We start from the raw sequence: 24,444 nt of genomic DNA, 5'->3' as shown, positions 1-24,444 counted from the left end.
CGGAGTCCGGCGACGCTCGCCCCAGCCCGCCGGGCTCCGGATCCCCTTATCCCAACAGACGCCGGGAACTTCAAAAAGGTTGAACAGATAACCCGACTCAGCGGTTGCCGCGAATGATGTCGTCTGGCATTCCAACGACATCGTGGGCCCGCTATCGTGTGTCCAGCGTCCTCACGTGCAGGTTGAGCCCGTTGCTCATCGGTGACTGTGTCGGGCCAGGATCGGCACCCCGAACGAGGGCAACAGATGGCAACTCCTTTCCCACCGTGTCGAGGGTCACCGAGACTGGGGGTAATGCCCGGGATGCTCCCGGGCACCGACGGCCGCGATCGGGTCCTCGGTACACCGTGGGGAGCGTCGCACTGCGCGCCTCTCCAACTCTGTTCAAAGGAGAACTTCGTTGACCACAGCCAATTCGCGCGTGAGACGACGGCGCGGCATGGTGGGCCTCGCCGCCGCGCTGCCACTAACCTTCATCCTGGGCGCCGGCGCCGTAGCCGCTGCGCCCCAGTCCACCAATGAGGGCAATCACGGAAAGCCCGCGGCGCTGGAGACCCGCGCCAAGGAGATCATCAAGGTCAAGGGGCGGCAGTTCAAGGACCTGAATGGCAACGGCAAGCTTGACGTCTACGAGGACTGGCGAAAGCCGGTCGAGGCTCGAGTCGCCGATCTCGTCGGGCAGATGACGCTTGAGGAGAAGGCAGGCCTCATGCTCATCGACACGGTGAACGCCTCGTGCGACCCAGCGACTGGCAAGTTCGGCACCGTACCCGATACCGCCCGCGACTACATCGACAGCCAGCAGATGCACCGGTTCATCTTCCGCAACGTCGTCGACAGCGGTGAGCGGGATGCCTGCCAGCCCAGCGGCGGCGGCTTCGGGACCAACGTGCGCGTCACCCCGGGCGAGGCGGCGACGTTCATGAACGAGATCCAGCAGCTGAGCGAGGCCACCCGTCTCGGCATCCCGGTGCTGTACAAGTCGAACGCCCGCAACCACATCGATCCCCAGGCCAGGGCCGGCATCAACGAGGCATCCGGCGCATTCTCCGCATTCCCCAAGGAAGCAGGCATCGCCGCGGCCGCCCTCGGCGAGCAGGCGAAGGCCACCGGCGAGGCGACCGATGGCGACATGTCCGTCGTCGAGGACTTCGCCGACGTCATGGGCGACGAATGGTCCTCCATCGGCCTGCGTGGCATGTACGGCTACATGGCCGACCTGTCCACCGAGCCGCGCTGGTACCGCACGCACGAGACGTTCACCGAGGACGCCGACCTGGGCGCGAACATCATGGGCCAGCTCGTGGAGTCGCTTCAGGGTGAGGTCGGCAAGGACGGCAACTCCCTGAGTGCAGAGACCGACGTCGCGCTCACGATGAAACACTTCCCGGGCGGCGGCCCGCAGGAGCTCGGCCTCGACCCGCACTACGCCTTCGGCAAGGCGCAGGTCTACCCCGGGGATGCCTTCGGCTACCACCTCAAGCCCTTCGAGGCCGCCATCGAGGCCGGAGTCTCGTCGATCATGCCGTACTACGGCGTGCCGGTCGACGTCACCTACGAGGGCGTGGACTACGACGAGGTCGGCATGGCCTTCTCCGACCAGATCGTTAACGGGTTGCTGCGCGACCAGATGGGCTTCGACGGCTACGTAAACTCCGATACCGGCATCATCAACGATCGTGCCTGGGGACTCGAGGACGCTACCGTTCCCGAGCGCGTCGCCGCGGCCATCAACGGTGGCACGGACACCCTCTCGGGGTTCAACGAGGTGCAAACGATCACCGACCTCGTCGAAGCGAAACTCGTGACCGAGGACCGTGTGGACCTCGCCGCGGAGCGCCTTCTCGCCCCGATGTTCGAGATGGGCCTGTTCGAGGACCCATACGTCGACCCCGTGGTCGCGACGGCCACGGTCGGCAGTGACGAGAACCGCGAGGTCGCCCTCGACCTGCAGCGCAAGTCCACCGTGCTGCTGCAGAACCAGGAGGTCGACGGCGACTCCGTGCTCCCCCTCGACGGCGACGAAACTGTGTACGTGCTCGGCAACGTTGACGCAGCAGAGGTTGCGGCCTCCGGCTACGAGGTCATCGACGGCAACGACCCGGCCGAGCAGCGCACTGCTGCGGACGCCGACGTCGCGCTCATCTCGATGACCGCGCGGAACGTCAACACCGGCGGCTACGTCAGCAACGACCCGGCCACGGGCCTCAACCCCGAGCACATGAATCCGAGCGCCATCGAGGGCTTCGACGGCCTCGACGGGCAGAGCCCGTACGGTGCGGCGGACGCGTGTGTGGTCAACGGCGGTGGCGCGTGCACCGATGACGGGCTGCGCTTCGGCGGCTCCTTCCCGTGGGAGTCGAGCACGCTCGACTTCACCGGCATGAAGGACGCCGAGTCATGGGAGGTCACCCCGTCGCTCGACGCGGTGCAGCAGGTGATGACCGAGGTCGGTGCCGAGAACACCGTGCTCGACATCTACTTCCGCCAGCCGTTCGTGCTCGACGAGGCCAGCGGCCTACGCGACGCCGGTGCCATCCTCGCCAACTTCGGCAACACCACCACGGCGCTCATGGACGTCGTCTCGGGCGAGTTCAACCCGCAGGGCCGGATGCCCTTCGCGTTGGCCGGAACTCGTGAGGCGATCCTCCAGCAGAACAGCGACACTCCGGGTTACGACGAAACGGACGACGGGGCGCTCTTCCCCTACGGTTTCGGCCTCAGCTACAAGGAGTAACGCTTTCTCTTCCATTGAAGCGGCGGGCTACCAGAACGGTGGTCCGCCGCTTCACTGTGCCGCGCGAATGGCTAGGTCAGGGAGAATCTGGTGGCGGCGAGACGTCATCCGGGTCCAACTCCGGGCGATAACGCAAGTAGCGTAGGGGGTGCCGGAAGGACTGCCCGGACCAGGCCGTATCGGCGGAGACCTCGACAACGATGGGTTCGATGAGGGTCAGCTCGGTCCCTTCCCTGGTGGCGTTGAACCGGTCCATCGCGGTGGACTTCACGCGTTGCGGCCATGGATGCTGGCCGGCAGGTGGCTGCAGCCGCGACCCCAGTAGTTTGGCCGCCGCCGGCTTGAGCGGAACAGAGCGCCCCACTATCCGCAGCTCACCGTCGAGGGGCAAGCCGGCGACGATTGCTTGCGGCTTGGCCATCGGACCGATGACGGCTGCGCAGACGACGTCCAGCGTTTCCCTGTGCTTGACCTTGAGCCATTGGCGCTGGCCGCCGTCGTAACTTTGACCGGCGCCTTTGATGACCAGACCTTCGACGCCGGTTGCCGGCAAATCGCGGAACCAGGCGGCGGCTTTTTCCGGATCCGCAGTCACCGGCGACAGCTCCAATGGGCCGGACCATTCCTTGGCCAGTTCCTCGAGCAGTGCGCGGCGGTCGCGCAGCGGCTCCTGCCGAATGTCATGGCCGGCCACTGCGAGCAGATCGAAAGCGACGAAGTGCGCGGGCTTGTCCTCAACCTGATGCCACAAGGAGCGGGCAGATGCACTCAGACGCTGCTGCAGGAGCGAGAAATCCAGCCGGTTCTGCGACCAGATCACTGCCTCACCGTCCACCAGACATCCGGGCGGCAGGTGCTCGTGAGCAGCTGCCACCAGGTCCGGGAAGTAGCGGGTGAGGTCCTTGCCCTGGCGGGACTGTAAGAACGTGTCATCACCGTCCCGGCAGACGAGGAGCCGATAGCCGTCCCATTTGGGTTCAAAGAGGCATCCGCCGGGCAGGGCGCCCGGTTTGGGGATCATTGGGACACTGCGGGCCAACGCCACGTCCAGCGGTGGCCGCAGCTCCGGCGGCAGGCGGTCGGACACTAAGCGAACCGGAACGCCATGCCTACACCGGCGCCCCGGCAGGACGTCCGTTCGAGGCCCTGCGCAGGAGGTCGTTCGCGTCCCTGCGGTCGAGTTCCTGCCGGATCTCGTCGACGCGGAATTCCGTCTCGGGGTCGGGGGAACCTGCACGCTGATATTCCAGATCCAGCTGCCGGTGCAACAGGCTGTTGAGCACGTGGAGCCGCGTGTCCGAAAGCGTGGTCAGGTCAGCGGGGAAGGGCGCATCCGGCGGCAGACTGCTGGCGGTCATCGAAATACCTACGCTGCTGCCGGCTGTGCCGGCCTGATCGGCTGGCTGCTGTCCGGCAGTTCGCCCTGCCTGCAAGCGCCTGAATTCGTGGGAAGGACAATGCTCATACTGCCGATTCCCGCGATCTCCAGCTTTCCGGTCATTTCGCCCAACTCGGTGTAGCCGAGGGCGTCCAGGACAGTTGGCTCCAGATAATCGGCCTCGCGCAGGTCAAGACAGATCTGCGCATCAGCGGCCAGGCCTTTGGTACGAATCAGCAGAGGCAGGAGCGCTTTGTAGTTCCGGGCGGTTACACAGCCGCGGACTTCGATGCGGACCGAAGTCATGTCGGTATCGAGGTACACGCAGACGTTCAAACTATGTTCCATTAGTCCTTCTCAAAGGAATGGGAATTGCGGCGCCTGCTTCACCGCTTCAAGACTAGGCATGAGCCTGTTGCGTTCACAATGCCTCGGGGCCACTTTTAGGCCGCGGAAGGGGAAAATAGCTCAGGCAGATGCGAGTGCCCTGCGCAGGAAGGAGTCGATCACGCTGCCGGCGGTCTCGTAGACAGTAGTATCCCGGCCATCGGATTGTTTCAATGTGCACGCTCTGCCTGTCCGGCTCTTGACCCGCTCGTTCAAGCAGATCAGCGCGGACAGCACCTCCTCCAGCTCCGCGTCCTCGTCGGACGTGGAGTGAAGCAGTCGGGCATGTGCGGCCTGCAGCAGCGGTCCTGGGTTGCAGTGCAGCTCACGACGGAACAGCAGCCGGCAGTTGTCGTAGGCCTGCAGCGCTTCAATGTAGCGCGCTCCTTGTTCCAGTCCGTCCACCAAAGCTGTCCATGCGCGTTCGTTCAGCGGCTCCGCCGCAACAGCCTGCCGCGCCCAGTGGACGGCTTCGTCCGTTTTTCCCAGCTTCAGTGCCATCTCGGCTGCCCTGGCACTGCAGTCGGCGACTTGCGCCGCATGCCGGGCGCGAGCTGACTCCGCCCATTCGAAAGTCAGCTCATCGCTCAGCAAGGGCGCGGACGCCAGCTCCAGCGCGCTGACGAGCTTAGAATAAGCCTCCGCCGGTTTGGTGCCGTCTGCCGCGCCGATGGTCCGTTCGAACAGGTCAAGATCCACCTGAACCAGCTTCGGGTCCAGAATGTAGCTGCCCTTGTCGGTGCGCAGCGGGCCCTTCTTCGCCTGCCCTGGCTGTATGTTCCGACGGATGACACTGACGTAGCTTTCCACCGTGGCGCTGGCCGCCGACGGCGGGCTGCCGTGCCAGAGGATATTGATGATTTGTTCCCGCGGGACCGGCCGGCCCAACTGCAGCGCCAAAATTTCCAGGATCTGGCGGGCCTTCGGGCTGCCGAGCTTGGCCGCCGTCAATACCTGCCCGTCCCGCTCCACGCGCAAGGGACCGATGAGTTTGATGGAAATACCCACGGATGGACCAATAAGTCTGTTCATGATGTGCCCCAACCCCCGATAAACCAACGCCCTAGCGGGCATCTGACCTAATAGTCGGCGTACTGCCGCCGGTTCACCAGCCCACGGTGGAGGGTAGGGTGCACCCTCAAATTCGGGGAGCGGGACCCGGGACCTCGGACCCTAGTGCTGATGGAAGAACTAGGGCGCTCGAAGGGATGCAGATTTCAGCGTGTCCCGGCCGAAGTTTTTTGCAAGTTTTCGGCGAATCATGGCGACATGTCAGCAATAGATGTCAGAACTGACGGCCGGGCAAAAACTGGCCGTCGCACGATCGCCATTCCCCTGGCGCTCGTGGCTGTGCTCGGACTTGCGTTCGGGTACCTGTTCCTCACCGCAGAGGTGAAAACCAGTGCTCCGCTGGGCGCATCTGCTGAGGTTGAAGGCGGGGTGGCCAGCATTACCGGGGTCGTTCCGCTCGAAAGCGATGGATGGCAGCCGCCCTCTCCTGTGGCTGCCCTCCAGAAAAATCCGCAGGAAGGCACACACCGCGTTCGCATCCAGGTGCAGTTCACCGCCTTGGAAAAGACCGGCTTGCCGTTGGATCCTGGCGGATTCTTCGTTGACGGACTCGGCTCGGGAAAGCCCGGCCCGCTGTGGACCTCGTCGTCCTCCACGACGCTGGCCCAGGGTGAATTCGCCAACACCACCATGGTGTTCGAACTTCCGGACAAGGCCATCGCCTTGGTCCTCGAAGACGCCGCCGGCAGCCGACTCTCCCTCGGCGTCGAACACCACACGGCTGGCTAAGCAGCCAGCTTGATCCACGAAGTCATCATTGGGAAGTGACTCGATATGTCAGTAACAAGACGGCAACTCCTCACCTGGGGAGGTCTAGGAGTTGTCGGGGCCGGTTTGGTAACCGTCCCCATTTCTACCGTGAGTGCCAAATCGGCCAGCCAACTAAGTTCGCGGGATATGCCTCGGCCATACAAGGCGGCATTTACCAGACCGCCACGGCTTAAGCCGGATTCAGTCAGCTACGAATCCGACGGCACCCCGGTCAACCACTACACCCTCGCGATGCGCCAAGCGCAAGCCCAGATCCTGCCGACGAAAAAGACCGGAATTCTGGGCTACAACGGAATATTTCCCGGTCCGACGATCGAGCTCGACCAAGGCACCAAGGCAGTGGTGCACATGCGCAACCGGATGCCGAAGAACCACCCGCAGTGGAACCACCACCTGTTGGCGGCATCGACGCATCTGCACGGTTCGGCGTCGCTGCCTCAGTATGACGGCTACGCCAGTGATGTCATCCAGCCAGGCTTTTGCAAGGACTACCACTACCCGAATTCCCAGCCCGCACGGACACTGTGGTACCACGACCACGGCGTCCATTTCACCGCGCAGAACGTCTATTCCGGTCTGGCCGGGGTGTATGTGATGCATGATCAGCTGGAACGGGAATTGCTGCCGCAGGGCGACTTTGATGTGCCCTTGGTGGTCAGCGATGCGATGTTTGCAGCGAACGGTTCCCTCGCTTACGACGACCGGGAACATTCGGGTTTGTGGGGCGACATTATTCTGGTCAACGGGCAGCCGTGGCCGGTGATGAAGGTACAGCCCAGGGTCTACCGTTTCCGTGTCCTGAACGCCTCCATTTCGCGGTCCTACCGGTTCGCCCTCAGCAGCGGCCAGCCCTTCCACATAGTCGGAACGGACGGCGGCCTCATGCCAGCGACCCAGTCCGTCAAGAATTTTCGCCAGGGCATGGCCGAGCGGTACGAAGTCCTGATCGACTTCAGCAAATACACGCCCGGGACACGAGTGGAACTGAAGAATCTTTCCAACGACAACAACCGCGATTACGACCACACCAACAAGGTGATGAGGTTCGACGTCGTTGCTGCCGCCGCCGACATGAAATCGGACCCGAAGTGGAACCAAATTCCTACCAAATTGGTGGACAGCGAAGTCATGTCCCTGACCGACGACGACGCAGACGAAAAGCGCCGCTTCCGGTTGGAAAAGGACGGCGTGGTTGAACCGTGGACGTTCAACGGCGTCACCTGGGAAGACGTGATCGCCAGCAACTTCAAACTGGCCAGCGCGGATCCGGCGCTCAATTCCGTGGAAGTGTGGGAGATCGAGAACAAGTCCGGCGGGTGGTTCCATCCGGTGCACATCCACCTGGTCGACTTCAGGGTCCTCAGCCGCAACGGCAAGGCACCTTTCGCCTGGGAGCGCGGGCCCAAGGATGTGGTCTACGTCGGGGAGAACGAAAAGGTGGACCTCGTCATGAGGTTCGGCCCGCATGAGGGCCGCTACATGGTCCACTGCCATAATCTGCCGCATGAGGACCATTCCATGATGTTCCAGTTCCGGGTGGGCCTGGGCGAAGACGATCCAGACCCCTGTGATCCGATGACGGCGGCCATGGCGGAACTCGACACTGACCCGGACTAAGCCGTCATGCCTACCGGCGCGACACAACGTCCCTCCGTTTCCAGTCCCCGGAAACGGAGGGGCCGGGGCGGACTGGTCCTGCTGGGCCTGGCCAGCCTTCTGGCCATCCGAATCTGGGTGGTGGAGCCCGCCTTCGTGGATTCGGACAGCATGGAGCCCACGCTGAATCCGGGCAGCGTGGTGTTTGTCTTCAAGGCGGCACCCCAGCTGTCCGGAATCCATCCCGGCGACGTAGTGGTTTTCCAGTCGCCCGAAGACAATTCGACGATGATCAAGCGGGTGGTGGCCGTGGGAAACCAGACCGTGGAGGTCCGGGACGCCGTGCTGTTTGTCGATGGCATCGCTCCGGATGAGCCGTTTGTGGATTACAAGTCCATTGACGGCACCCACTTCTCCTTGCGGCATGTGCCTCCCGGGGAAGTGTTTGTGCTAGGAGACAACCGCGAGCGCTCCATCGATTCCCGCGATTTCGGTACGCTGCCGCTTTCCTCCCTCCAGGGCCTGGTGCTCGGAGCGGGAAAGTAGGAGCGAATCCGGACATCTGTTCCTCTGGCGCGCCCGCCGGATCTTGCGACCGGGAAGCTAAGGAATTTTCAAGAAGCAGCAGACAGTCTCAATCTCATTCCTGGACGCCATAAACGGCAGCGGCACAGGAAAAACCGGGGGAAATGTCATCAGCTCGGGTCGAGGGTCAGCCAACGGCCCGGGCACACAAACAGCGGATCTGCCGGTCCGCAATTCCTGAAGGGTAAGAAAATGCAACACAGACCAACTGGCCAGGGGCAGCGTAGGACGCGCACAGCTCTGGTCACCCTTACCGCAGCAAGCCTTTCCGCCACGGCCTTGTTCACAGTGCAAGCCGCCATGGCAGCCAATCCGCCAACAGGACCAGGCAATATCGAAATCTTTGCCAAGCGCGACATGGTAGCCATCGAAGGCTACGCGGCGCAGGCCGGGCAGAAGGCCGATATCACGGTCACCCGCGGTGGCAGCGTTATCGGTATGACCAGCGGCACCGTCGATACCACCGGCTTCCTTGAGGTCAACCATCCCGGCGGTGTCTGCTGGGGCATGGTCACTCCGAATATTCAGGGCGGCGACGAGGTCAACGTGCAGTTCGCCGATGGCAGCAGTGACGGCGCCGTCACCGGTTCCGCCAAGATCGATTCAGTCGAGAAGGTTGATATGCCTGCCACGGACGCAGCGGGCGACGTGGAAGGCCAGGTCGTCATCAACGGCACCTACGGCGAGGACGTCGATCCCGCCCGGATGGAAGTCGAGATCGTCAACCCGGACATGCGAGACATGGGCATCGGCGAGCGCGCCATCGGTTGGCCGTCGGACGATGCTCCGACCACCTACGCCGTCGAAGGAACCGCGGAGGGCGGCAACTTCACGGTGACCTATGGCTTCTTCTCCGCGGCAGAGCGGGATGCAGCCTTCGCCGGCGATCCGGCCGTAGCCACCTGGCAGGCAGACGCCACCGGGGTCGAGATGCAGCTCGGCCTGACCATCTCCGAGTTCAAGGAAATCGATGGCCCGGGCTTCGGAGGCTGCCCAGCCGGACCCACCGGCCAAGCCGCGAACGCCCCCGCCAATGTTTTCGCCAGCGCCAATGGCAGCGGCAGCATTACCGCCACATGGGAGCCGGCGACAGTTCCGGCCGACGCTCCGGCCATCACCGGCTACGAGCTGATCGCCAAGGACACCGTGCTCAACCAGGAAGTCAGCACTTACGTCGGCGCGGAAGCAACCGCCGCGACCCTGCGTGGACTCGTGGACGGCCAGGCTTACCCGGTAGAAGTTGTCGCTATGAATGGCCAGTCCAGCAGCACCGCTGCCTCCGGCGGGACCGTCATGGTCAGTGACGCTGCGCCCAGCGAACCTGGTGCACCTGCTGCAGCTGGCGGCGTGAGCGTCAAGGACGGCTCCATGGCCGGTTCAGCGGAGGTGACCTGGACCGCCGCTGCCGCGAACGGGTCCGCCGTCACCGGCTACCGGGTGGATGCGATGGCCGGCGATGGCACCGTCGCTGCCACCACTGACGCTGGAGCTGGCGCCACCTCTGCCTTGCTCGAGGGGCTGACCGGGGGCAGCGAGTATGGCTTCGTTGTCACTGCCATCAGCGCCGCCGGTGAGACGCCGGCCGAATCCGTCAGGTATGCCCTCGGCTCGCCTAAACTGACCGCTCCTACTGCGCCCACCGTGGTTCGGGTCGTTCCCGGCAACGGCTCTGCCAACGTCGAATGGCAGCCGGCAACCGCGGGCAACACCCCGATCACCGGCTATCGCCTCGCCGCCACTCCTGAGACCGGGGAGCCGATCGCCGTCGAAACCGACGCCGCAGCCCGCCACGCCGTACTCGAAGGACTGACCAACGGCACCACTTACACACTGAGTCTGTACGCAACTAGCGCCGCCGGGGACAGCGCAGCGGCAGCCTTCGGATCCAACGCCTCCGTCACACTGACTCCCAACGACCAGCTGACGGGGACCGCAGAGTTCCGTACGCGGGACCGGGAGTGGCGCATCAGCGGCAGCGCCAGCATCACCACCAGCAACACCATCACTATCACCAACGCTGATGGCGCCCGTATCGGCACTGCCACCGTCGGGGCTGACGGCGCCTGGACCTACCGAGGCCGCAACTCGACCACCGCCTACACACCGACTATCAAGGTGACATCCTCCGCTGGAGGATCAGCTACGATCAACGCGACCAGCCGCCGCTGACGCAAAGCCACGCAAAATCATGGCTGCCTGCCCGTCAAACCCGACGGGCAGGCAGCCCATTGTCCAGAAGCCCTGTCCGCCGGATCACCCCGGCGGACAGGTCCTTTGTCGCGTTCGATTCAGCGTTCTACTGCGGCAAGGATGGCCTTGCCGAGCTCGGCAGGTTTCGTGAACTGCGGCCAGTGCCCCGTGGGCAGGTCCACATACTCAACCTCGCGGATGCGCGCCAGCTCCGCCACATAGGGATGGCCGGATGCGATCCATTCGGTAAGCACTGACGACGGGAACTCGCACGCGATGACGGTGGCCGGAACGTCGTAGCGCCGCTTGTCGGTCAAGTGCTGTTTGTCGTACGCGACCCCGCGCGGCTGCGGTATGGCCCGTGCACGGAAAGCCGCCCGAAGCCCGTCGTCCAGATCCACAAGATCAGCTTCGTCGAAGCCGTCCCAGGGAGGCAGCGGAATTTCATCGCCTTCCGCCGGCAGTTCGTCGTTGATGACGCCGCCGTCCGCCAGCGGACCGCTGTCCACGTAGACAGCGCGAGCCACGCGCACCGGTCGCGCATCGACGACGCCGTGGATGATGGCACCGCCTCCGGAGTGGCCGACCAGCACTACCTGCCCGTCAATCCCATCGACCGCCGCAACAACGTCGTCGATATGGTTCCGCAGCCCGATACCCGCCCGTGATGCGTTCACGGACTCCAGCCCAGGCAACGTCAAAGGGTGGACTGTGTGGCCTGCCGCGACCAGCGCCGGCGTGACCTCCGACCACGAGGAAGCGTCCAGCCAGAATCCGGGAACAAGGATGATATCCATGCCCGGTACCCTACGCGGGCCCAATCGCAAATGGTACGCACCGGCCCGAAACTGCTGCCGCCAGCCCGCAGAAAAGAGCCCGCAATCAGGACGGGAGATACCCGATCTTTTCGAGGCTGCCGGATCTAGACTTTAAGCCGAACCGCAACTTCGCCGGTCCGGTGGACGAGAGGAATAGACATGCCGCTCTATCTTTCAAAGTTCAGCTACACTCCGGAGACCTGGGCCAGGTTGATCAGCAAGCCCGAGGACCGGCGCCAAGCCGCACAGGCGTACATCGAGGCGGTTGGCGGCAAGCTCCACGGTTTCTGGTACGCCTTCGGTTCCTATGACGGATACACGCTGTGGGAAGCCCCGGACAACGTTTCCATGGCCGCCGTGGCGCTCGCCATCACCGGAGGCGGCGCGCTGAGCACCTTGGAAACAACCGTGCTGATGACGGTCGACGACACGATGCAGGCGCTGCGGCACGCCGACCAGGTCCGCTACCGCGCTCCCGGCACCTGATTTCAAAAACGTACGACGGCGGGACTTTCGGCCCGATTTTGCCCGACCAAGGCTTCGCCAAGGTTATTTTCAGCTTGTACCCAGCTTCCGCTCCTACCTTGAGAAATCTCATTTCGGATCTGCGGTCGGAGGTCATCCATCCTCCCCGCAGGGGTTCCGGGGTTATCCCGTTGGGACGGGGCTCCGGAAGGGGAAATTCACAGCTGAGGGCGTTTAGCCCGATGGGAAAGTGTGCGCGGTGACGACGACGTCTTCGCGCACAGATCCCGTTTATATCTATGCAATTGGGGCAGAACTATGAACAACAACATCTTGAAAGTCGTAACCGACGTACTAGCAACCGTGGCACTCGTAGCGTTGGGAGCTGGCCCCGTGTCGGCGGCACGGAGCAGTTACGGAGCGCACGTTTACAAAGATTCCGGGTCTGTCTACGAGTACAACATGGTGACGACTCCCAACTCAAAGTTAGTCGTCCAGTACAACGAGCACAGCGGATACGGCAAGGACTCGTCCTGGAAGATCGCCAGCCATGGCCATGAACTCATGGACGACGAGGGGACCAAGGAAACGCACGGCAAATACTCGTACTCCGACAGCAGCGGGTCCAAGTCCGAATACTCATTCCACGCCTCCAAGGGAAAGACTCAGGAACGTTCCCGGTCCAAGGGTGGACACTAGGCGCTATGCGTGCGGCTTCACTGCAGCGCCTCCCCAGCTTCCCGCGGCTCGGTGAAATCGCAGGTACCGGGATGGCGTTCGGGCAGGAGGCAGGTCCGGCCAGTCGGAAGGTGAAGGTTGGCACAGCGGCCGGCCCGCGCTACGTCTTCGCGAACATGCAGGTTGGCCAGGTCGGGCCGTTCCTGGCCAACGTGATGAGACTGCGGAGCTGCGGGATCTGGTTCTTGGGCGATCATCTCTAGCAACCGATCTTCGTAGTGGACGGTTTGTGCGGGAGTCCTGCCATAGCGGCGCGCTTTCCAGTCTGGCGCCGTCACGTTAACTAACGATGTCATCCGGATTGTTTTTCGATGACGGACGAGCCCAAAGAACCTCAGACCTGAGCCAACTTCGCTCAATTTTTCAGGCAGGCGGAATAATTCTCCAGCCTCAGCGTTAACATGAGTCGAAGGTACTCAAGTTCCTGAGGAGGATACATGCCATTGTTCTTCGGACCTGCAGCATCAGGCAGCGGCTCATTCGACGAATTCCTGGCCCGCTACCTGCAGGGCCAGCGGGCCGCACAAGCCCGGCGCCCCATCGACATCACCCGGCTGCTGAGCCGCCGCTCGCATGAGCTGCTCGGTTACGCGGCCCGCTTCGCCACCGACCACGGCCACTCCGAAGTCGACGCGCTGCACATCCTGCGCGTCATGGTCGAACAGGAGCCGACCGCCAGCAACCTCAAGCAGGCCGGCGCCGAGCCAGCCGCCATCGCCAAGGCCGCCGAGCAGCGACTGCCGGGAGAATCGGACGAAAAGCCGGATACTCCGCCGTCGCTCACCCAGTCGGCCCAGCGCGTACTGCTGGACGCCCACCAGGTAGCCCGCTCCTTCGGGTCCACCTACATCGACCCCGAACACCTCTTCATCGCATTCGTCCTTAACACGGAGTCGCCCGCGGGACAGCTGCTGGCTGCGGCCGGCGTCACGCCGCAGTCGCTGCAGGAAGGTGCCCGGGAAGCCCAGTCCAACGGCGCGGGCAACCGGCAGGGCTCAAACGCGGCCGCCGAAAATTCGGAAACCCCGATGCTGGACCAGTTCGGTACGGACCTGACCGCTTTGGCGCGCGAGAACAAGCTGGATCCGGTGATCGGCCGATCGGAGGAAATCGAGCAGACTATCGAGATCCTGGCCCGGCGCACCAAGAACAACCCGGTGCTGATCGGCGAAGCCGGCGTAGGCAAGACCGCCATCGCGGAAGGCCTGGCGCAGGCGATCGAGGCCGGCGACGTCCCGCAGCAGCTGCGCGGCAAGCGCGTGGTCTCCCTCGACCTGCCCGGCATGCTCGCCGGAACCCGCTACCGCGGCGACTTCGAGGAGCGGCTGACCAAGACGATGGACGAGATCAGCGCCAACAGCCAGAGCATGATCGTGTTCATCGACGAGCTGCACACCGTGGTCGGCGCGGGCGGTTCGGGCGAGGGCGGCATGGATGCCGGCGACATCCTCAAGCCGCGCCTTGCCCGGGGCGAACTGCACCTGGTCGGCGCCACCACGCTCGGTGAGTACCGCAAGATCGAGAAGGATCCGGCACTGGAACGCCGCTTCCAGCCGGTCACGGTCGGCGAGCCCAGCGTCGAGGACGCGGTCCGGATCCTCGCGGGGCTGAAGGACCGCTACGAGGAACACCACGGCGTCACCTACACCGACGAGGCGATCCGCGCCGCCGTCGAAATGTCCGCCCGGTACATCACGGACCGCTTCCTGCCGGATAAGGCGATCGACCTGATCGACCAGGCCGGCGCGCGGCTGAGCCTGCAGCGGGGTCCACGCGTCGACGTCGCGGCGCTGCGGGAACAGGCCGCAACTCTGGAAGCGTCCAAGAACGCCGCGGTGGCCGAGGAGCACTACGAGGAAGCCTCCCGCCTGCGCGACGAGATCGAGGCGGTGAACCAGCAGATCGCCGCCGCCGAGGGAACCCAGGCCGGCCACGGCGCAACGGAAGCCAACGACGGCGGGGCGAGCGCCGGCGTCGTACGCTCACCGTCCGTGGTGGGCGAGACCGAGATCGCCGCGATCATCGCCCGCGCCACCGGCATTCCCGCCGCACGGCTGACCGAGGGCGACCGCGCACGGCTCGCCCGCCTCGAGGAGGACCTGCACCAGCGGGTCATCGGGCAGGACGACGCGGTGGCCGCCATCGCCAAATCCGTACGGCGCAACCGCACGGGCATGGGCGACGAGGGCAGGCCCGTGGGCAGCTTCCTGTTCCTCGGCCCCACCGGCGTGGGCAAAACCGAGCTCGCCAAGGCGCTGGCCGAGTCCCTGTTCGGCGACGAGAAGGCCATGGCGCGCTTCGACATGAGCGAGTTCGGCGAGCGCCACACCGTTAGCCGCCTGGTCGGGGCTCCCCCGGGCTACGTGGGCTATGACGAGGCCGGCCAGCTGACCGAACGCGTACGGCGCCGGCCGTACTCCGTGGTGCTGCTCGACGAAATCGAGAAGGCCCACCCGGACGTGTTCAACCTGCTGCTCCAGGTGCTCGACGACGGCCGCCTCACCGACAGCCAGGGCCGCACGGTGGATTTCCGCAACACCGTGGTCATCATGACCTCGAACCTCGGCTCGGAATTCCTGGCCAGCAAGGGCGGCGCCCTGGGCTTCACCGCGAACAACGACGGCGACGGCTTCGGTTCCGAACCGGAGCTGCGCGCCCGGGTGATGGGCCGGCTGCGCGAGAGCATGCGGCCGGAGTTCATCAACCGGATCGACGAGATCGTGCTGTTCCGCAAGCTCAGCCAGGAGCAGCTGCGCGAGATTGTCCGGCTGCAGCTGGGCAAGACCGAAGCCCGGCTGCAGGCCCAGGGCATCGGACTGGCGGTCAGCGAGGAGGCCGTGGCGTGGATCGCCGAGGCCGGTTACGAACCGGAGTACGGCGCCCGGCCGCTGCGCCGCGTCATCCAGCGCGAGCTTGATGACCGGATCGCGGACCTGCTAGTTACCGAGGCACTGCACGACGGCGGAAGGGTCACCGTGACCGTCGACGGCGGACAGCTGCGGGTTTCCGCAGGCCTGGAAGCGCCGATGGCCGCGTAAGGCCTGCGGCACCGTTGCCTGAGCGGTCAGGCACCCAAAGAGCCAGCCGGGAAGAGTTGCATCTTCCCGGCCGGCTCTTTGTCTAATCTGACCAGCAGCTACCTAAGCCGGCGTGTTCTTACCCTTTTCTTCCAGGTCCTTGAGCCGTGCGTGCCGCAGAGCCTCGAACTCCCGGTCCTTCCTCAGTTCCATGACCAAGCATGTTCCGAGGAGGGCCACGATGACGGTGAAGGGCAACGCTGAGAGCATCGCCGCCTGCTGCAGGGCCGTTAGCCCGCCGACCAGCAGCAGGAGAACCGCGCAGGCTCCGGTCAGTCCGCCCCACAGCCCGAGGACCGGCTTGCTTGGCTCCAGGCTTCCCTTCGAGGACAGCATGCTCAGGACAAACGTGTTCGCGTCGGCACCCGATATGAAGAAGAGTGCAACCAGGACAACCGTGACCACTGCTGTGAGCTGGACTAGCGGCAGATTCTCCAGCATTGCAAAGAATGCGCTATTGATGTTCTCAGTTGTCGCCGCACCGATGCCTGCGCCGTTCATGTCCATCTGAATGGCGGAGCCGCCAAAGATCGTGAACCAGGCGAAGAAGACCAGGCTGGGCACGCCGAGCACGCCTGCCACGAACTGGCGGATTGTGCGACCGCGGGAAATTTTCGCCAGGAAGACTCCGACGAAAGCGCCCCAGCTGAGCCACCAAGCCATCATGAAGTAGGTCCACCACTGCATCCACTGCAGATTGTCCGGGGTGCTGGGGGTTATTAGGCTGACCTGCAGGAAGTCACTGAAGTACTGCCCGACAGACCGGAAAAACAGGTTGGAAATGAAGTTGGTCGGGCCGGCGATGAAGACATAGATGGCCAACGCCAACGACAGCGTCATGGTGATCTGGCTGATGTACTTAATGCCACGGTTCACGCCGGAGAGCGCCGAAAGGGTGAAGAGGACCGTCACCACAGCAATAATCAGAATCTGGGTGACGAGGCCGGACGAGACCCCGAAGACACGTCCCAGGCCCTCGGCGATCTGCGAGGCGCCCAGCCCCAGCGAAGTCGTGGTGCCAAAGAGAGTGGCGATGATGGCGAAAACGTCGATCATCTTGCCAAACCACCCGTCCACCAGCTTGCCGAAGATCGGACGCAGCATCGGGGAAACCAAGCCGGGGCGCTTCTTGCGGTGGGTCGAATACCCGATCGCCAGGCCGAAAATTCCGAAGACCGCCCAGGCATGCGGGCCCCAATCGAAGAAGCTGAACTGCATGGCCCGGACTGCGGCTTCCATCGTTTCGGGCTGCGCCAGGGCATGCGGCGGCGCCATGAAATGGGAAATGGGTTCCGCCACACCGTAACTAATGAGGCCGATCCCCATCACAGCCGACAGGATCATGGCCAGCCACGCCCACGTACTGTATTCGGGCCGGTCTGTATCGGAGCCGAGCCGGATTCCACCAAAGCGGCTGAAGCCCAGGTAGAGCATGAGACCGATGCACAGCAGAGTCACCACCAGGTAGCTCCATCCCACGGAGGCTGCCACCCAGTTCATGCTGGCCGTCATGACGTCGCCCAGACTCTGAGGCGACACCGAAGACCACAAGACAAAGGCCGCGATCAGAGCGATGGACGACCAGAAAACGGCACCAAGGCGCGTTGTACCGGCGCCGTTCGGCTCGTCGGGCAAATTATCTTGAGGCATGTCATCCACCGTCGGACGGGTGATTTGTTGAACCATGAGTGGTCTCCGAATCTCAGGAGTAGGGCGTCGCACGGACGTCAGAGCTGGGACAGGCCTTCACTGTCGAAGAAGCGGCCTGCCTGATATACCATCGGCGACGTCTCGCTCACTTCTGCGTGGCGGACGCGGCAAATAAAGATGGTGTGGGTTTTCGCCTGGAAGCGTTCCCGGATCTCGGCTTCAAGCGCCGCGGAAGATCCGTCGATCAACGGTGATCCGCTGGGGCCTGCGTGCCAGTCCAGATCGGCAAACTTGTCCGCCGATTTTGAGGCGAAAGTGGAAACGGTGTCTTTTTGCTGGTTGCTCAGGATATTGATGCCCAGGTGGCTGGAGGCGAACAGGGCGGGGTAGGTGGAGGATGTTTTCTGGATGCAGACCATGACCAGCGGCGGTTCCAGCGAAACGGAGGCGTAGGCGTTCACCGCAAGCCCCTTGGGAACGCCGTTTTCGTTGGTCGTGACTACGGTAACACCGGTGACGAACTGCCGGTTGAAGGTCTTCATGATCTCAAGGTCCGGCTCACCCGCGAGCGAATCGACGACGACGTCGGGGTCTGCCGGTGCCATCGCGTCGCCCAGATGGCGGATGCCGAGGGACGCGAGCAGTTCGCTGCTGTCCCAGGTAACGGTCTCCTGCTTGATCAGGCCGTTTTCCATGGTCAGGAAATTGGAGCCGCGCGTCTGCACCCGGCGTCCCGTGGGCGGTACGCCCATGAACGGAGCCGTATGCGTCCCGGTCGAGGTCCAGAAAATCGCAGCGGTCTCACCGTTGACGACCACAGCATCGACCGAAGTCACCAGATCCGGGAATCCTTCCCGGATCGCGAGGATTTCATTTTGGTGCTGCGTAAGGCTGGAAGCCTTGCCGCTGCCCTTGCTGACCCTGACGTAGTCCGGAGTGACCAGCGAGCCAAGCGCTTCCACTTCTCCGCGGTCCCAAGCGGCTTCCCATGCGTTCGCTACTGCGTTCTCAAAAGTCTGTTGCATGGCAGATAGCGTAATCTGCATCACGTCCAACGGTCAACAGGCAAATCGAAAAACTCGGAAAGTCCTGAAAACATAGGGATTCTTTTCAGTAATTGCCGCCCCCACTTGACGACGTGATGCATGCAACATAATCTCTCATGTATGCAACAGACGATCGTGAATCAGCCGGGCAGAAATGGTGCCCTCCAGGGAGAGCCGCTGCTCGACAAGGTGCGCACCCTTATCCTCGGCGGCGACTATCCACCCGGAGCCCCAGTGTCCGAGGTATTCCTCGCGCAGGAATTCGACGTCAGCCGCACTCCCGTCCGCGAGGCATTGAAGCAGCTGCAGCATGAAGGTCTGGTGGAGATCCGCCCGAAGGTCGGCACCTTCGTCCGTGAACCCACGCGACGCGAGATTGTCGAACTGTTCCAGCTCAAGGAAAGCTTCGAAGGACTCGCAGCAGGCCTGCTGGCCCGCCGGGGCAAAGTACGGGAGATCTCCATCCTTGAACGCAACGTGGAGGAGTCCGACGAAGCCGCGGCCGAGCAGGACGTCGAACGCTATGCCGAGCTGGTCCACGAGTTCCATCACACGATCATCACGGGTGCGGACAACAGCAAACTTGCCGAGCACTACGAGCGGCTGATGAACCAACTGGCCTACCACCGGCTGGTACTGCGCACGGCCGGTCACCCTGGCCGCATCAGCTCCTCCACCTCGGAACACCGCACCGTGCTGGCCATGATCAAAGACAAAGACCATTTCGGAGCCGAAGCGGCCATGCGCAACCACGTCTATGCATCTTCCCGCGAAGTCCTGACGGATTCGCGCGACCGAACTGACTGAAGACATCCTTAGCTAGACCATTTTTGAGCCACCCTGAAAGGACCAACCATGCGCTTTTCGATTTTCCACGGCCTCGGCGCCCCCGGCGATCTGGCCAACTACAACCAGCATATGAAGGACGCCCGCGAGTTCGCGGTAGCCGCTGAGAAGTATGGCTTCTGGTCCACTTGGTACACGGAGCACCACTTCGGGCACGAGGGGCAGGAGCTGACCCCGAACCCGATCATGATGGGTGTCGACATTGCCGCCCGCACCTCTAATATCCGCATCGGCCAGGCCGCCTCGATCGTCACCTTCTGGCACCCGCTGCGGCTTGCCGAGGATCTTGCCCTTCTGGACCAGCTCTCCGACGGCCGCCTCGAAGTAGGCGTGGGCCGGGGTCTGTATGGCCGCGAAGCACTGAACCTGAACCCGGCGGCCGATCCGCGCGACCAGGAAAAGAACCGCGCGCTGTTCGCCGAGACCATGGAGATCCTGCAGAAGGCCTGGAACAACGAGTTCTTCAGCCACAAGGGCGAGTTCTACGAGTTCCCCGCGCCGGGTGTGAAGTGGAGCCACCCGCTCTCGCCGGCCACGCCGGACTTCACCGAAAACGGGGAGATCACGAAGATGGCGGTGGTTCCCCGCCCGCTGCAGCCCGAACTCCCGCTCTGGCAGGTCATCGACACACCCCGCTCCATCATCAGCGCCGCCGAAACCGGCGTGCAGGGCATCTTCTGGCTGCCGCCCGTGTCCGCACTCAAGGGCCGGTTCGAGCTGTACCGCGAGCATGCTTCCAAGGCCCAGGGCCGCGAGGTTCCGCTCGGCGAGGGCATCGCCCTGGTCCGCGATGTCTACGTGGCGGACACGATGGAGCAGGCCCGCGAAGAGTTCGAGGAAGCGGTCCTGAACACCTACAAATGGATCACCCACTGGCGCGGCCTGTCGAACCTGATGGAAGAGGGCGAAGAGCTCACCGACGAGCACAAGCTGGACTTCGACCTCCTGATGGACCGCAACATGCTAGTCGGCACGCCCGAATTCGTCACCGAAAAGATCCACGAGCTGAAGCGCGAAGTCGGCCTCGAGCACATGATGCTCTGGACCACGCACCCGGGCCTGAAGCACGAGAAGGCAATGCGCAGCCTCGAGCTGTTCTCCGAGAAAGTGAAGCCCCACTTTGACTAGCATTGAGCAGCCCAGGCCCGACGCAGCCGCCGGCATCCGGAAGATCGTCTACTACCAGGAAGAGATTCTGGTAGAGAACGGGTCCATGCCGCCGGTGCCGGCCCTGCGTGCCACCGCAGCCGCTGTTATTACCAACCCATGGAAAGGCACCGGACCGGACATCGACTTGGGACCCGAGGCCCAGCGGATCGCTCCGCACATCGCCAAGGCGCTGACCGACCGTCTGATTGACGGACTCGGCGGTGTTGAGGAGATCGAAGCCTTCGGCAAAGCCGCCATCGTCGGAACCGGAGGCGAGATCGAGCACGCCGGTGCACTGATCCACACTCCGTTCTTTGGCAACCTCGTCCGGGAGTACCTCGACGGCTCCTCCATCATCTGCTTCGCCGACGACCGGGCCGAAGCCGGGCAACCGCTGGTCGTGCCGATGTGGCACAAGACCCACGCGGCAACCCGCAGCCACTACCAGACCATTACCGCCCGGATTCCGGACGGGCCCCGGCCCGACGAGATCGTCGTCGTTGCCGCGGCCTCAACCGGACCCCGTCCGCACGCCAGAATCGGCGACCGCAAAACAGACCCTGCAGTAACTTCCCGCACGCTTGAAGGAGCCACCGTATGAACGTCCGCAAGATCGTCACCCTGGTTGAAGAGACTCTCACCGAGGGCGGCCGGCCCGTCGAACCTAACGCCCGTGTCGTCGTCGTCGCCGCGATCATCGAGAACCCCTGGCACGGACAGGGATTCGTCGAAGACCTCAGCGCCGGCATCGACGCGGTAGCGTCCGACATCGGCGAACTGCTCGCACCGCGTGTGGTCAAGACTCTGGGCGGGAACGTCGAAGCGTACGGCAAGGCCGCGATCGTCGGCCTGGACGGCGAGATCGAGCATGGTTCGGCCCTGATCCACACGCTGAAGTTCGGCGACCATTTCCGCAACGCGGCCAACGCCACCACCCTGCTGCCTGCTGTGGAAAAGCGCGGACCGGCCGGAGTCACGTTCGATATCCCGCTCAAGCACATCACCGACGCGACCATCCGCTCGCACCACCAGAGCATTGAGGTCCGTCTGGCCGATGCGCCGCACCCGGGCGAGATCGTCATCGCCCTCGCCGCCGCATCCCAGGGCCGTCCGCAGCAGCGGTTGGCAGCCCTGTCAACGGAACAGTAACCATGGATGCGAAACTGCCCATCGTCCTGCTCCACGGTGTGGGGCTGGACAGCACCATGTGGGACCAGTTCCGGGACGAAATACGCCGGACCAGCGACCGTGAGGTCCTTGCCCTGGATCTGCCCGGCCACGGCAGCCGGCCGCCGCTGGAACGGGAAGTTTCGCTTGGCGACCTGGCCGACGACGTCGGGAACCGGCTCCCAGCGCGAGCCCACCTTGTAGGGTTTTCGCTGGGGGCGCTGATCGCCCAGCATCTGGCCCGGTTCCATCCGGAGCGGGTGGCCACCCTCACCAGCGTCAGTTCGGTCTGCCTTCGGACACTTCAGGAGGCTGAGTCCGTGGATGCCCGGCTGCAGAATGCCTCCGCGGACTTCTCCGGGAGCGTCGAGGCGTCCATCGAGCGCTGGTTCCCGGCCGATGCCGGCACGGATCCGGCCACGGTGGCCGGCGTCCGCCGGACGCTGCTGGCCAACGATCCGAGCTCCTACCTTCACGCGTACCGCGTGTTTGCCACAGCCGACGCCGAAATCGGGGCCGAGCTTGGGACCATCGCGGTGCCGTCCCTGGCCGTGACCGGAGACCAAGACCCGGGCTCCACGCCGGAGATGACCCGGCGCTTAGGCGAGGCAATTCCCGGGGCACGCACCGCCGTCGTACCTAATACCCGGCACATGCTTCCCGTACAGCGCCCGGCGGAACTGGCACGCATCATCATCGAGTTCATCGAAGAATCGAGTCGAGATATCCATGACTAGCCAATACGAGCACTTCATCAACGGCAAATGGGCCACCCCGGCCGAAGGCGCCTATTTCGAGAGCAGCAACCCGGCTACCCTCGAGGTCCTCTACGCGGCCGCCCGCGGCAGCAAGGCCGATGTCGATACGGCCGTCCGCGCTGCCCGCGCCGCCTTTGAGAGTCCGCTCTGGCGTGACCTGAGCCAGACCAAGCGCGGCCATCTCCTGCGCAAGCTGGGAGACCTCGTCGGCGAGCATGCCGAGGAACTGGCGCAGATGGAAACCGCGGACAACGGCAAGCTGCTGCGCGAGATGCGCGGGCAGCTGGCAACGTTGCCCGAGTACCTGTACTACTACGCCGGACTGGCGGACAAGGTGCAGGGCAGCCAGATTCCGACGATGAATCCCGCCGTCCTCAACTACACCCAGCGCGAACCGCTCGGCGTGGTCGGGGCCATCACCCCCTGGAACTCGCCGCTGACCTTGACGACGTCGAAGCTTGCCCCCGCGCTGGCTGCCGGCAACACCGTGGTCATCAAGCCGTCCGAATACACGTCCCGCACTGTGCTGCGGCTGGCCGAACTGACCGTCGAGGCCGGGTTCCCCGACGGCGTGATCAACGTTGTCACCGGCCTCGGTGCCGAGGCCGGCGCCGCCCTGGTGGACCACCCGGAGATTGCCAAGATCTCCTTCACCGGTTCCACCGCCACCGGTTCCGCCATCGCGGCTTCCGCGGCAGCCCGCTTCATCGGCTGCACTCTGGAGCTCGGCGGCAAGAGCCCGAACATTGTGTTCGAAGACGCCAATATTTCGAACGCTGCCATGGGAGTGGTGGCAGGCATCTTCGCCGCGGCCGGCCAGACCTGCATTGCCGGCAGCCGCGTCTTCGCACACCGGTCCGTGTACGACGAGCTGCTGGAGAAAGTCTCCGCGCGGGCCAAGAGCATCGTGATCGGCGATCCCCGCGAGGACAGCACCGAACTCGGTCCGCTGGCGTTCGCTGCCCAGCAGGAAAAGGTCGGCTCCTACGTCGAACTGGGCGTCTCGGAAGGCGCCAAGGTACTGACCGGCGGCGGCCGGCCCGAGATTGATCTGCCCGGTTACTTCTACGCGCCCACTGTCCTGACCGACGTCGATAATTCCATGCGCGTGGTCCGCGAGGAGATCTTCGGACCGGTCGCGGCCATCATGCCCTTCGACTCCGAGGAAGAGGTCCTGCGCCTGGCCAATGACACGCAGTACGGCCTCGCGGCCGGCGTTTGGACGCAGAACCTGGCCAGGGCGCACCGGATGAGCCGCCGTCTGGAAGCCGGCACCGTCTGGGTCAACACCTACCGCGCGATGTCGCCGATGTCGCCGCGGCAGGGATTCAAGAACAGCGGCGTGGGCATCGAGCACGGGCTGGAGTCCATGCACGAATACACGCGGTTGAAGAGCGTCTGGATCAACACCGATGAGGGCCCCGTAGCGGACCCGTTCGTCATGCGCGCATAGGAGAAAAGAATGCCACTGATTGATGTGTCCATAGCCGAGGGCCGCACGCCGGAGCAGCTGCGGGAACTGACCGCTGCCCTGCACCGGGCCGCGGAAGAATCCGTCGGCGCGCTTCCAGAAAACACTACGGTGATTATCCGTGAGGTTCCGACCACGCTTTGGTCGAAGGGAAACCAGACCATATCGGAACGGCAGCAGGCAGCGCTAGAACAGGAGGGTTCCTGATGTATGTGGAGGTCCAGTCTGCCGAGGACACATCCGTGCAGGACGTTGAAAACCTCCGCGAGCTTGCTGTGCGTGCTCACGGCATGGACGTGGATGGGATTACTGCCGCCCTGCAGGCCAGCGGCTTAGGAGCGGTGGAAGGCGACCATGCCTGGCTGGATGTGGAGAGGCTTCGCCGCAGTGGGCCTGCCGAACTGTCCCAGTGGAGCGAGGGCTTCGACGGGATGATCTCGTATGCCGGGAAGCGAGGCTGGCTCAAAAAGGACGGCACCAGGGTCCGCGCCCATCTGGAGCATGTGGCGTAGATGAGTTGAGGAACCAAGGGCCGGCCGGGACG

At 63.9% G+C, this 24,444-nt stretch carries 23 protein-coding genes; 16 read left to right on the top strand and 7 right to left on the bottom strand.

Going from position 1 to position 24,444, the window contains the following annotated elements; all coding sequences use genetic code 11:
* Positions 1–400: 400 nt before the first annotated feature.
* Entirely contained in the window at positions 401–2,737 is a 2,337-nt protein-coding gene (locus tag AC5RWO_RS15990) for a glycoside hydrolase family 3 protein (RefSeq protein WP_498732521.1), read from the top strand.
* A 76-nt stretch (positions 2,738–2,813) separates the two neighbouring features.
* Here the strand turns inward: AC5RWO_RS15990 and AC5RWO_RS15985 are convergent, their stop codons facing one another.
* From AC5RWO_RS15985 to AC5RWO_RS15970, 4 genes are all read right to left on the bottom strand, one after another.
* Positions 2,814–3,824 (bottom strand): ATP-dependent DNA ligase, encoded by a 1,011-nt coding sequence (locus AC5RWO_RS15985; protein WP_498732519.1) that lies wholly within the window; start codon positions 3,822–3,824, stop codon positions 2,814–2,816.
* A gap of 22 nt (positions 3,825–3,846) precedes the next feature.
* Complete coding sequence (locus tag AC5RWO_RS15980; protein ID WP_498732517.1) at positions 3,847–4,095, bottom strand: hypothetical protein; 249 nt, start codon at positions 4,093–4,095, stop codon at positions 3,847–3,849.
* 8 nt (positions 4,096–4,103) lie between these two features.
* Entirely contained in the window at positions 4,104–4,463 is a 360-nt protein-coding gene (locus AC5RWO_RS15975; protein WP_498732516.1) for a hypothetical protein, read from the bottom strand.
* Between the two features lie 120 nt (positions 4,464–4,583).
* A complete protein-coding gene (locus AC5RWO_RS15970; RefSeq protein ID WP_498732515.1) occupies positions 4,584–5,534 on the bottom strand; it encodes an AfsR/SARP family transcriptional regulator in 951 nt (316 codons plus the stop codon).
* A 237-nt stretch (positions 5,535–5,771) separates the two neighbouring features.
* Here AC5RWO_RS15970 and AC5RWO_RS15965 point away from each other — a divergent pair, with 237 nt between their 5' ends.
* From AC5RWO_RS15965 to AC5RWO_RS15950, 4 genes are all read left to right on the top strand, one after another.
* Positions 5,772–6,302 carry a hypothetical protein gene (locus AC5RWO_RS15965; RefSeq protein WP_498732514.1) on the top strand — a complete coding sequence of 177 codons (531 nt, stop codon included), beginning with the start codon at positions 5,772–5,774 and terminating at the stop codon, positions 6,300–6,302.
* 168 nt (positions 6,303–6,470) lie between these two features.
* Entirely contained in the window at positions 6,471–7,961 is a 1,491-nt protein-coding gene (locus tag AC5RWO_RS15960; protein WP_498732513.1) for a multicopper oxidase family protein, read from the top strand.
* Positions 7,962–7,967: 6 nt separating this feature from the next.
* Positions 7,968–8,486: a signal peptidase I gene (lepB, locus tag AC5RWO_RS15955; RefSeq protein ID WP_498732512.1), complete on the top strand. Its 519-nt coding sequence runs from the start codon at positions 7,968–7,970 to the stop codon at positions 8,484–8,486.
* A 339-nt stretch (positions 8,487–8,825) separates the two neighbouring features.
* Positions 8,826–10,694 (top strand): fibronectin type III domain-containing protein, encoded by a 1,869-nt coding sequence (locus tag AC5RWO_RS15950; protein ID WP_498732510.1) that lies wholly within the window; start codon positions 8,826–8,828, stop codon positions 10,692–10,694.
* A gap of 119 nt (positions 10,695–10,813) precedes the next feature.
* On the opposite strand, the gene AC5RWO_RS15945 is transcribed toward AC5RWO_RS15950, so the two are convergent.
* The gene (locus AC5RWO_RS15945; RefSeq protein WP_498732509.1) at positions 10,814–11,512 is read right to left on the bottom strand and encodes an alpha/beta fold hydrolase; all 699 of its coding nucleotides are present in this window, start codon (positions 11,510–11,512) and stop codon (positions 10,814–10,816) included.
* 180 nt (positions 11,513–11,692) lie between these two features.
* Between AC5RWO_RS15945 and AC5RWO_RS15940 the strand changes: the two genes are divergently transcribed.
* The 3 genes from AC5RWO_RS15940 to AC5RWO_RS15930 all read left to right on the top strand — a co-directional run bounded on the left by AC5RWO_RS15940 (position 11,693) and on the right by AC5RWO_RS15930 (position 15,774).
* Positions 11,693–12,019: a GYD domain-containing protein gene (locus tag AC5RWO_RS15940; RefSeq protein ID WP_074699899.1), complete on the top strand. Its 327-nt coding sequence runs from the start codon at positions 11,693–11,695 to the stop codon at positions 12,017–12,019.
* 441 nt (positions 12,020–12,460) lie between these two features.
* Positions 12,461–12,697, top strand: coding sequence for a hypothetical protein (locus AC5RWO_RS15935; RefSeq protein ID WP_498732508.1), 237 nt, complete (start codon positions 12,461–12,463; stop codon positions 12,695–12,697).
* Between the two features lie 476 nt (positions 12,698–13,173).
* Positions 13,174–15,774, top strand: a complete 2,601-nt coding sequence (locus AC5RWO_RS15930; RefSeq protein ID WP_498732507.1) for an ATP-dependent Clp protease ATP-binding subunit — start codon at positions 13,174–13,176, stop codon at positions 15,772–15,774.
* A 102-nt stretch (positions 15,775–15,876) separates the two neighbouring features.
* Here AC5RWO_RS15930 and AC5RWO_RS15925 read toward each other — a convergent pair whose 3' ends face one another.
* Both AC5RWO_RS15925 and AC5RWO_RS15920 read right to left on the bottom strand, forming a co-directional pair.
* Positions 15,877–17,463 (bottom strand): BCCT family transporter, encoded by a 1,587-nt coding sequence (locus tag AC5RWO_RS15925; protein WP_498732505.1) that lies wholly within the window; start codon positions 17,461–17,463, stop codon positions 15,877–15,879.
* 77 nt (positions 17,464–17,540) lie between these two features.
* Positions 17,541–18,488, bottom strand: a complete 948-nt coding sequence (locus AC5RWO_RS15920; RefSeq protein WP_498732504.1) for a flavin reductase — start codon at positions 18,486–18,488, stop codon at positions 17,541–17,543.
* Between the two features lie 120 nt (positions 18,489–18,608).
* On the opposite strand from AC5RWO_RS15920, the gene AC5RWO_RS15915 reads away from it, so the two are divergent.
* Genes AC5RWO_RS15915 through AC5RWO_RS15880 form a run of 8 tightly spaced genes read left to right on the top strand, consistent with a single transcriptional unit; the run spans position 18,609 to position 24,412 of the window.
* The gene (locus AC5RWO_RS15915; RefSeq protein WP_498732503.1) at positions 18,609–19,316 is read left to right on the top strand and encodes a GntR family transcriptional regulator; all 708 of its coding nucleotides are present in this window, start codon (positions 18,609–18,611) and stop codon (positions 19,314–19,316) included.
* Between the two features lie 48 nt (positions 19,317–19,364).
* A complete protein-coding gene (locus AC5RWO_RS15910) occupies positions 19,365–20,483 on the top strand; it encodes an LLM class flavin-dependent oxidoreductase (protein ID WP_498732501.1) in 1,119 nt (372 codons plus the stop codon).
* A complete protein-coding gene (locus AC5RWO_RS15905) occupies positions 20,476–21,105 on the top strand; it encodes an amino acid synthesis family protein (protein ID WP_498732500.1) in 630 nt (209 codons plus the stop codon). The genes AC5RWO_RS15910 and AC5RWO_RS15905 overlap by 8 nt, the downstream gene beginning before the upstream one ends.
* Positions 21,102–21,653, top strand: a complete 552-nt coding sequence (locus AC5RWO_RS15900; RefSeq protein WP_498732498.1) for an amino acid synthesis family protein — start codon at positions 21,102–21,104, stop codon at positions 21,651–21,653. The genes AC5RWO_RS15905 and AC5RWO_RS15900 overlap by 4 nt, the downstream gene beginning before the upstream one ends.
* 2 nt (positions 21,654–21,655) lie before the next feature.
* Positions 21,656–22,408 (top strand): alpha/beta fold hydrolase, encoded by a 753-nt coding sequence (locus tag AC5RWO_RS15895; RefSeq protein ID WP_498732497.1) that lies wholly within the window; start codon positions 21,656–21,658, stop codon positions 22,406–22,408.
* On the top strand, positions 22,401–23,882 hold the full coding sequence (locus tag AC5RWO_RS15890) for an aldehyde dehydrogenase (RefSeq protein ID WP_498732495.1): 1,482 nt from the start codon (positions 22,401–22,403) through the stop codon (positions 23,880–23,882). Before AC5RWO_RS15895 ends, AC5RWO_RS15890 begins: the two co-directional genes overlap by 8 nt.
* A 9-nt stretch (positions 23,883–23,891) precedes the next feature.
* The gene (locus tag AC5RWO_RS15885) at positions 23,892–24,107 is read left to right on the top strand and encodes a tautomerase family protein (protein WP_498732494.1); all 216 of its coding nucleotides are present in this window, start codon (positions 23,892–23,894) and stop codon (positions 24,105–24,107) included.
* Positions 24,107–24,412: a hypothetical protein gene (locus AC5RWO_RS15880; RefSeq protein WP_498732492.1), complete on the top strand. Its 306-nt coding sequence runs from the start codon at positions 24,107–24,109 to the stop codon at positions 24,410–24,412. The genes AC5RWO_RS15885 and AC5RWO_RS15880 overlap by 1 nt, the downstream gene beginning before the upstream one ends.
* The last annotated feature ends 32 nt before the right edge of the window (positions 24,413–24,444 follow it).

This window comes from Arthrobacter sp. B055-34 (assembly GCF_059090425.1).
Note: the sequence above shows the minus strand (reverse complement) of the source record. Positions and strands in the feature narration are given on the sequence as shown.

Excerpts from the sequence above, each read along its gene's own strand:
- AC5RWO_RS15980 (WP_498732517.1), bottom strand. The coding sequence starts at position 4,095 with ATGACCGCCAGCAGTCTGCCGCCGGATGCGCCCTTCCCCGCTGACCTG.
- AC5RWO_RS15895 (WP_498732497.1), top strand. The coding sequence starts at position 21,656 with ATGGATGCGAAACTGCCCATCGTCCTGCTCCACGGTGTGGGGCTGGAC.
- AC5RWO_RS15885 (WP_498732494.1), top strand. The coding sequence starts at position 23,892 with ATGCCACTGATTGATGTGTCCATAGCCGAGGGCCGCACGCCGGAGCAG.
- AC5RWO_RS15920 (WP_498732504.1), bottom strand. The coding sequence starts at position 18,488 with ATGCAACAGACTTTTGAGAACGCAGTAGCGAACGCATGGGAAGCCGCT.
- AC5RWO_RS15940 (WP_074699899.1), top strand. The coding sequence starts at position 11,693 with ATGCCGCTCTATCTTTCAAAGTTCAGCTACACTCCGGAGACCTGGGCC.
- AC5RWO_RS15950 (WP_498732510.1), top strand. The coding sequence starts at position 8,826 with ATGGCAGCCAATCCGCCAACAGGACCAGGCAATATCGAAATCTTTGCC.
- AC5RWO_RS15945 (WP_498732509.1), bottom strand. The coding sequence starts at position 11,512 with ATGGATATCATCCTTGTTCCCGGATTCTGGCTGGACGCTTCCTCGTGG.
- AC5RWO_RS15965 (WP_498732514.1), top strand. The coding sequence starts at position 5,772 with ATGTCAGCAATAGATGTCAGAACTGACGGCCGGGCAAAAACTGGCCGT.
- lepB (WP_498732512.1), top strand. The coding sequence starts at position 7,968 with ATGCCTACCGGCGCGACACAACGTCCCTCCGTTTCCAGTCCCCGGAAA.
- AC5RWO_RS15930 (WP_498732507.1), top strand. The coding sequence starts at position 13,174 with ATGCCATTGTTCTTCGGACCTGCAGCATCAGGCAGCGGCTCATTCGAC.
- AC5RWO_RS15960 (WP_498732513.1), top strand. The coding sequence starts at position 6,471 with ATGCCTCGGCCATACAAGGCGGCATTTACCAGACCGCCACGGCTTAAG.
- AC5RWO_RS15925 (WP_498732505.1), bottom strand. The coding sequence starts at position 17,463 with ATGCCTCAAGATAATTTGCCCGACGAGCCGAACGGCGCCGGTACAACG.
- AC5RWO_RS15880 (WP_498732492.1), top strand. The coding sequence starts at position 24,107 with ATGTATGTGGAGGTCCAGTCTGCCGAGGACACATCCGTGCAGGACGTT.
- AC5RWO_RS15900 (WP_498732498.1), top strand. The coding sequence starts at position 21,102 with ATGAACGTCCGCAAGATCGTCACCCTGGTTGAAGAGACTCTCACCGAG.
- AC5RWO_RS15935 (WP_498732508.1), top strand. The coding sequence starts at position 12,461 with ATGGTGACGACTCCCAACTCAAAGTTAGTCGTCCAGTACAACGAGCAC.
- AC5RWO_RS15915 (WP_498732503.1), top strand. The coding sequence starts at position 18,609 with ATGCAACATAATCTCTCATGTATGCAACAGACGATCGTGAATCAGCCG.
- AC5RWO_RS15910 (WP_498732501.1), top strand. The coding sequence starts at position 19,365 with ATGCGCTTTTCGATTTTCCACGGCCTCGGCGCCCCCGGCGATCTGGCC.
- AC5RWO_RS15890 (WP_498732495.1), top strand. The coding sequence starts at position 22,401 with ATGACTAGCCAATACGAGCACTTCATCAACGGCAAATGGGCCACCCCG.
- AC5RWO_RS15975 (WP_498732516.1), bottom strand. The coding sequence starts at position 4,463 with ATGGAACATAGTTTGAACGTCTGCGTGTACCTCGATACCGACATGACT.
- AC5RWO_RS15970 (WP_498732515.1), bottom strand. The coding sequence starts at position 5,534 with ATGAACAGACTTATTGGTCCATCCGTGGGTATTTCCATCAAACTCATC.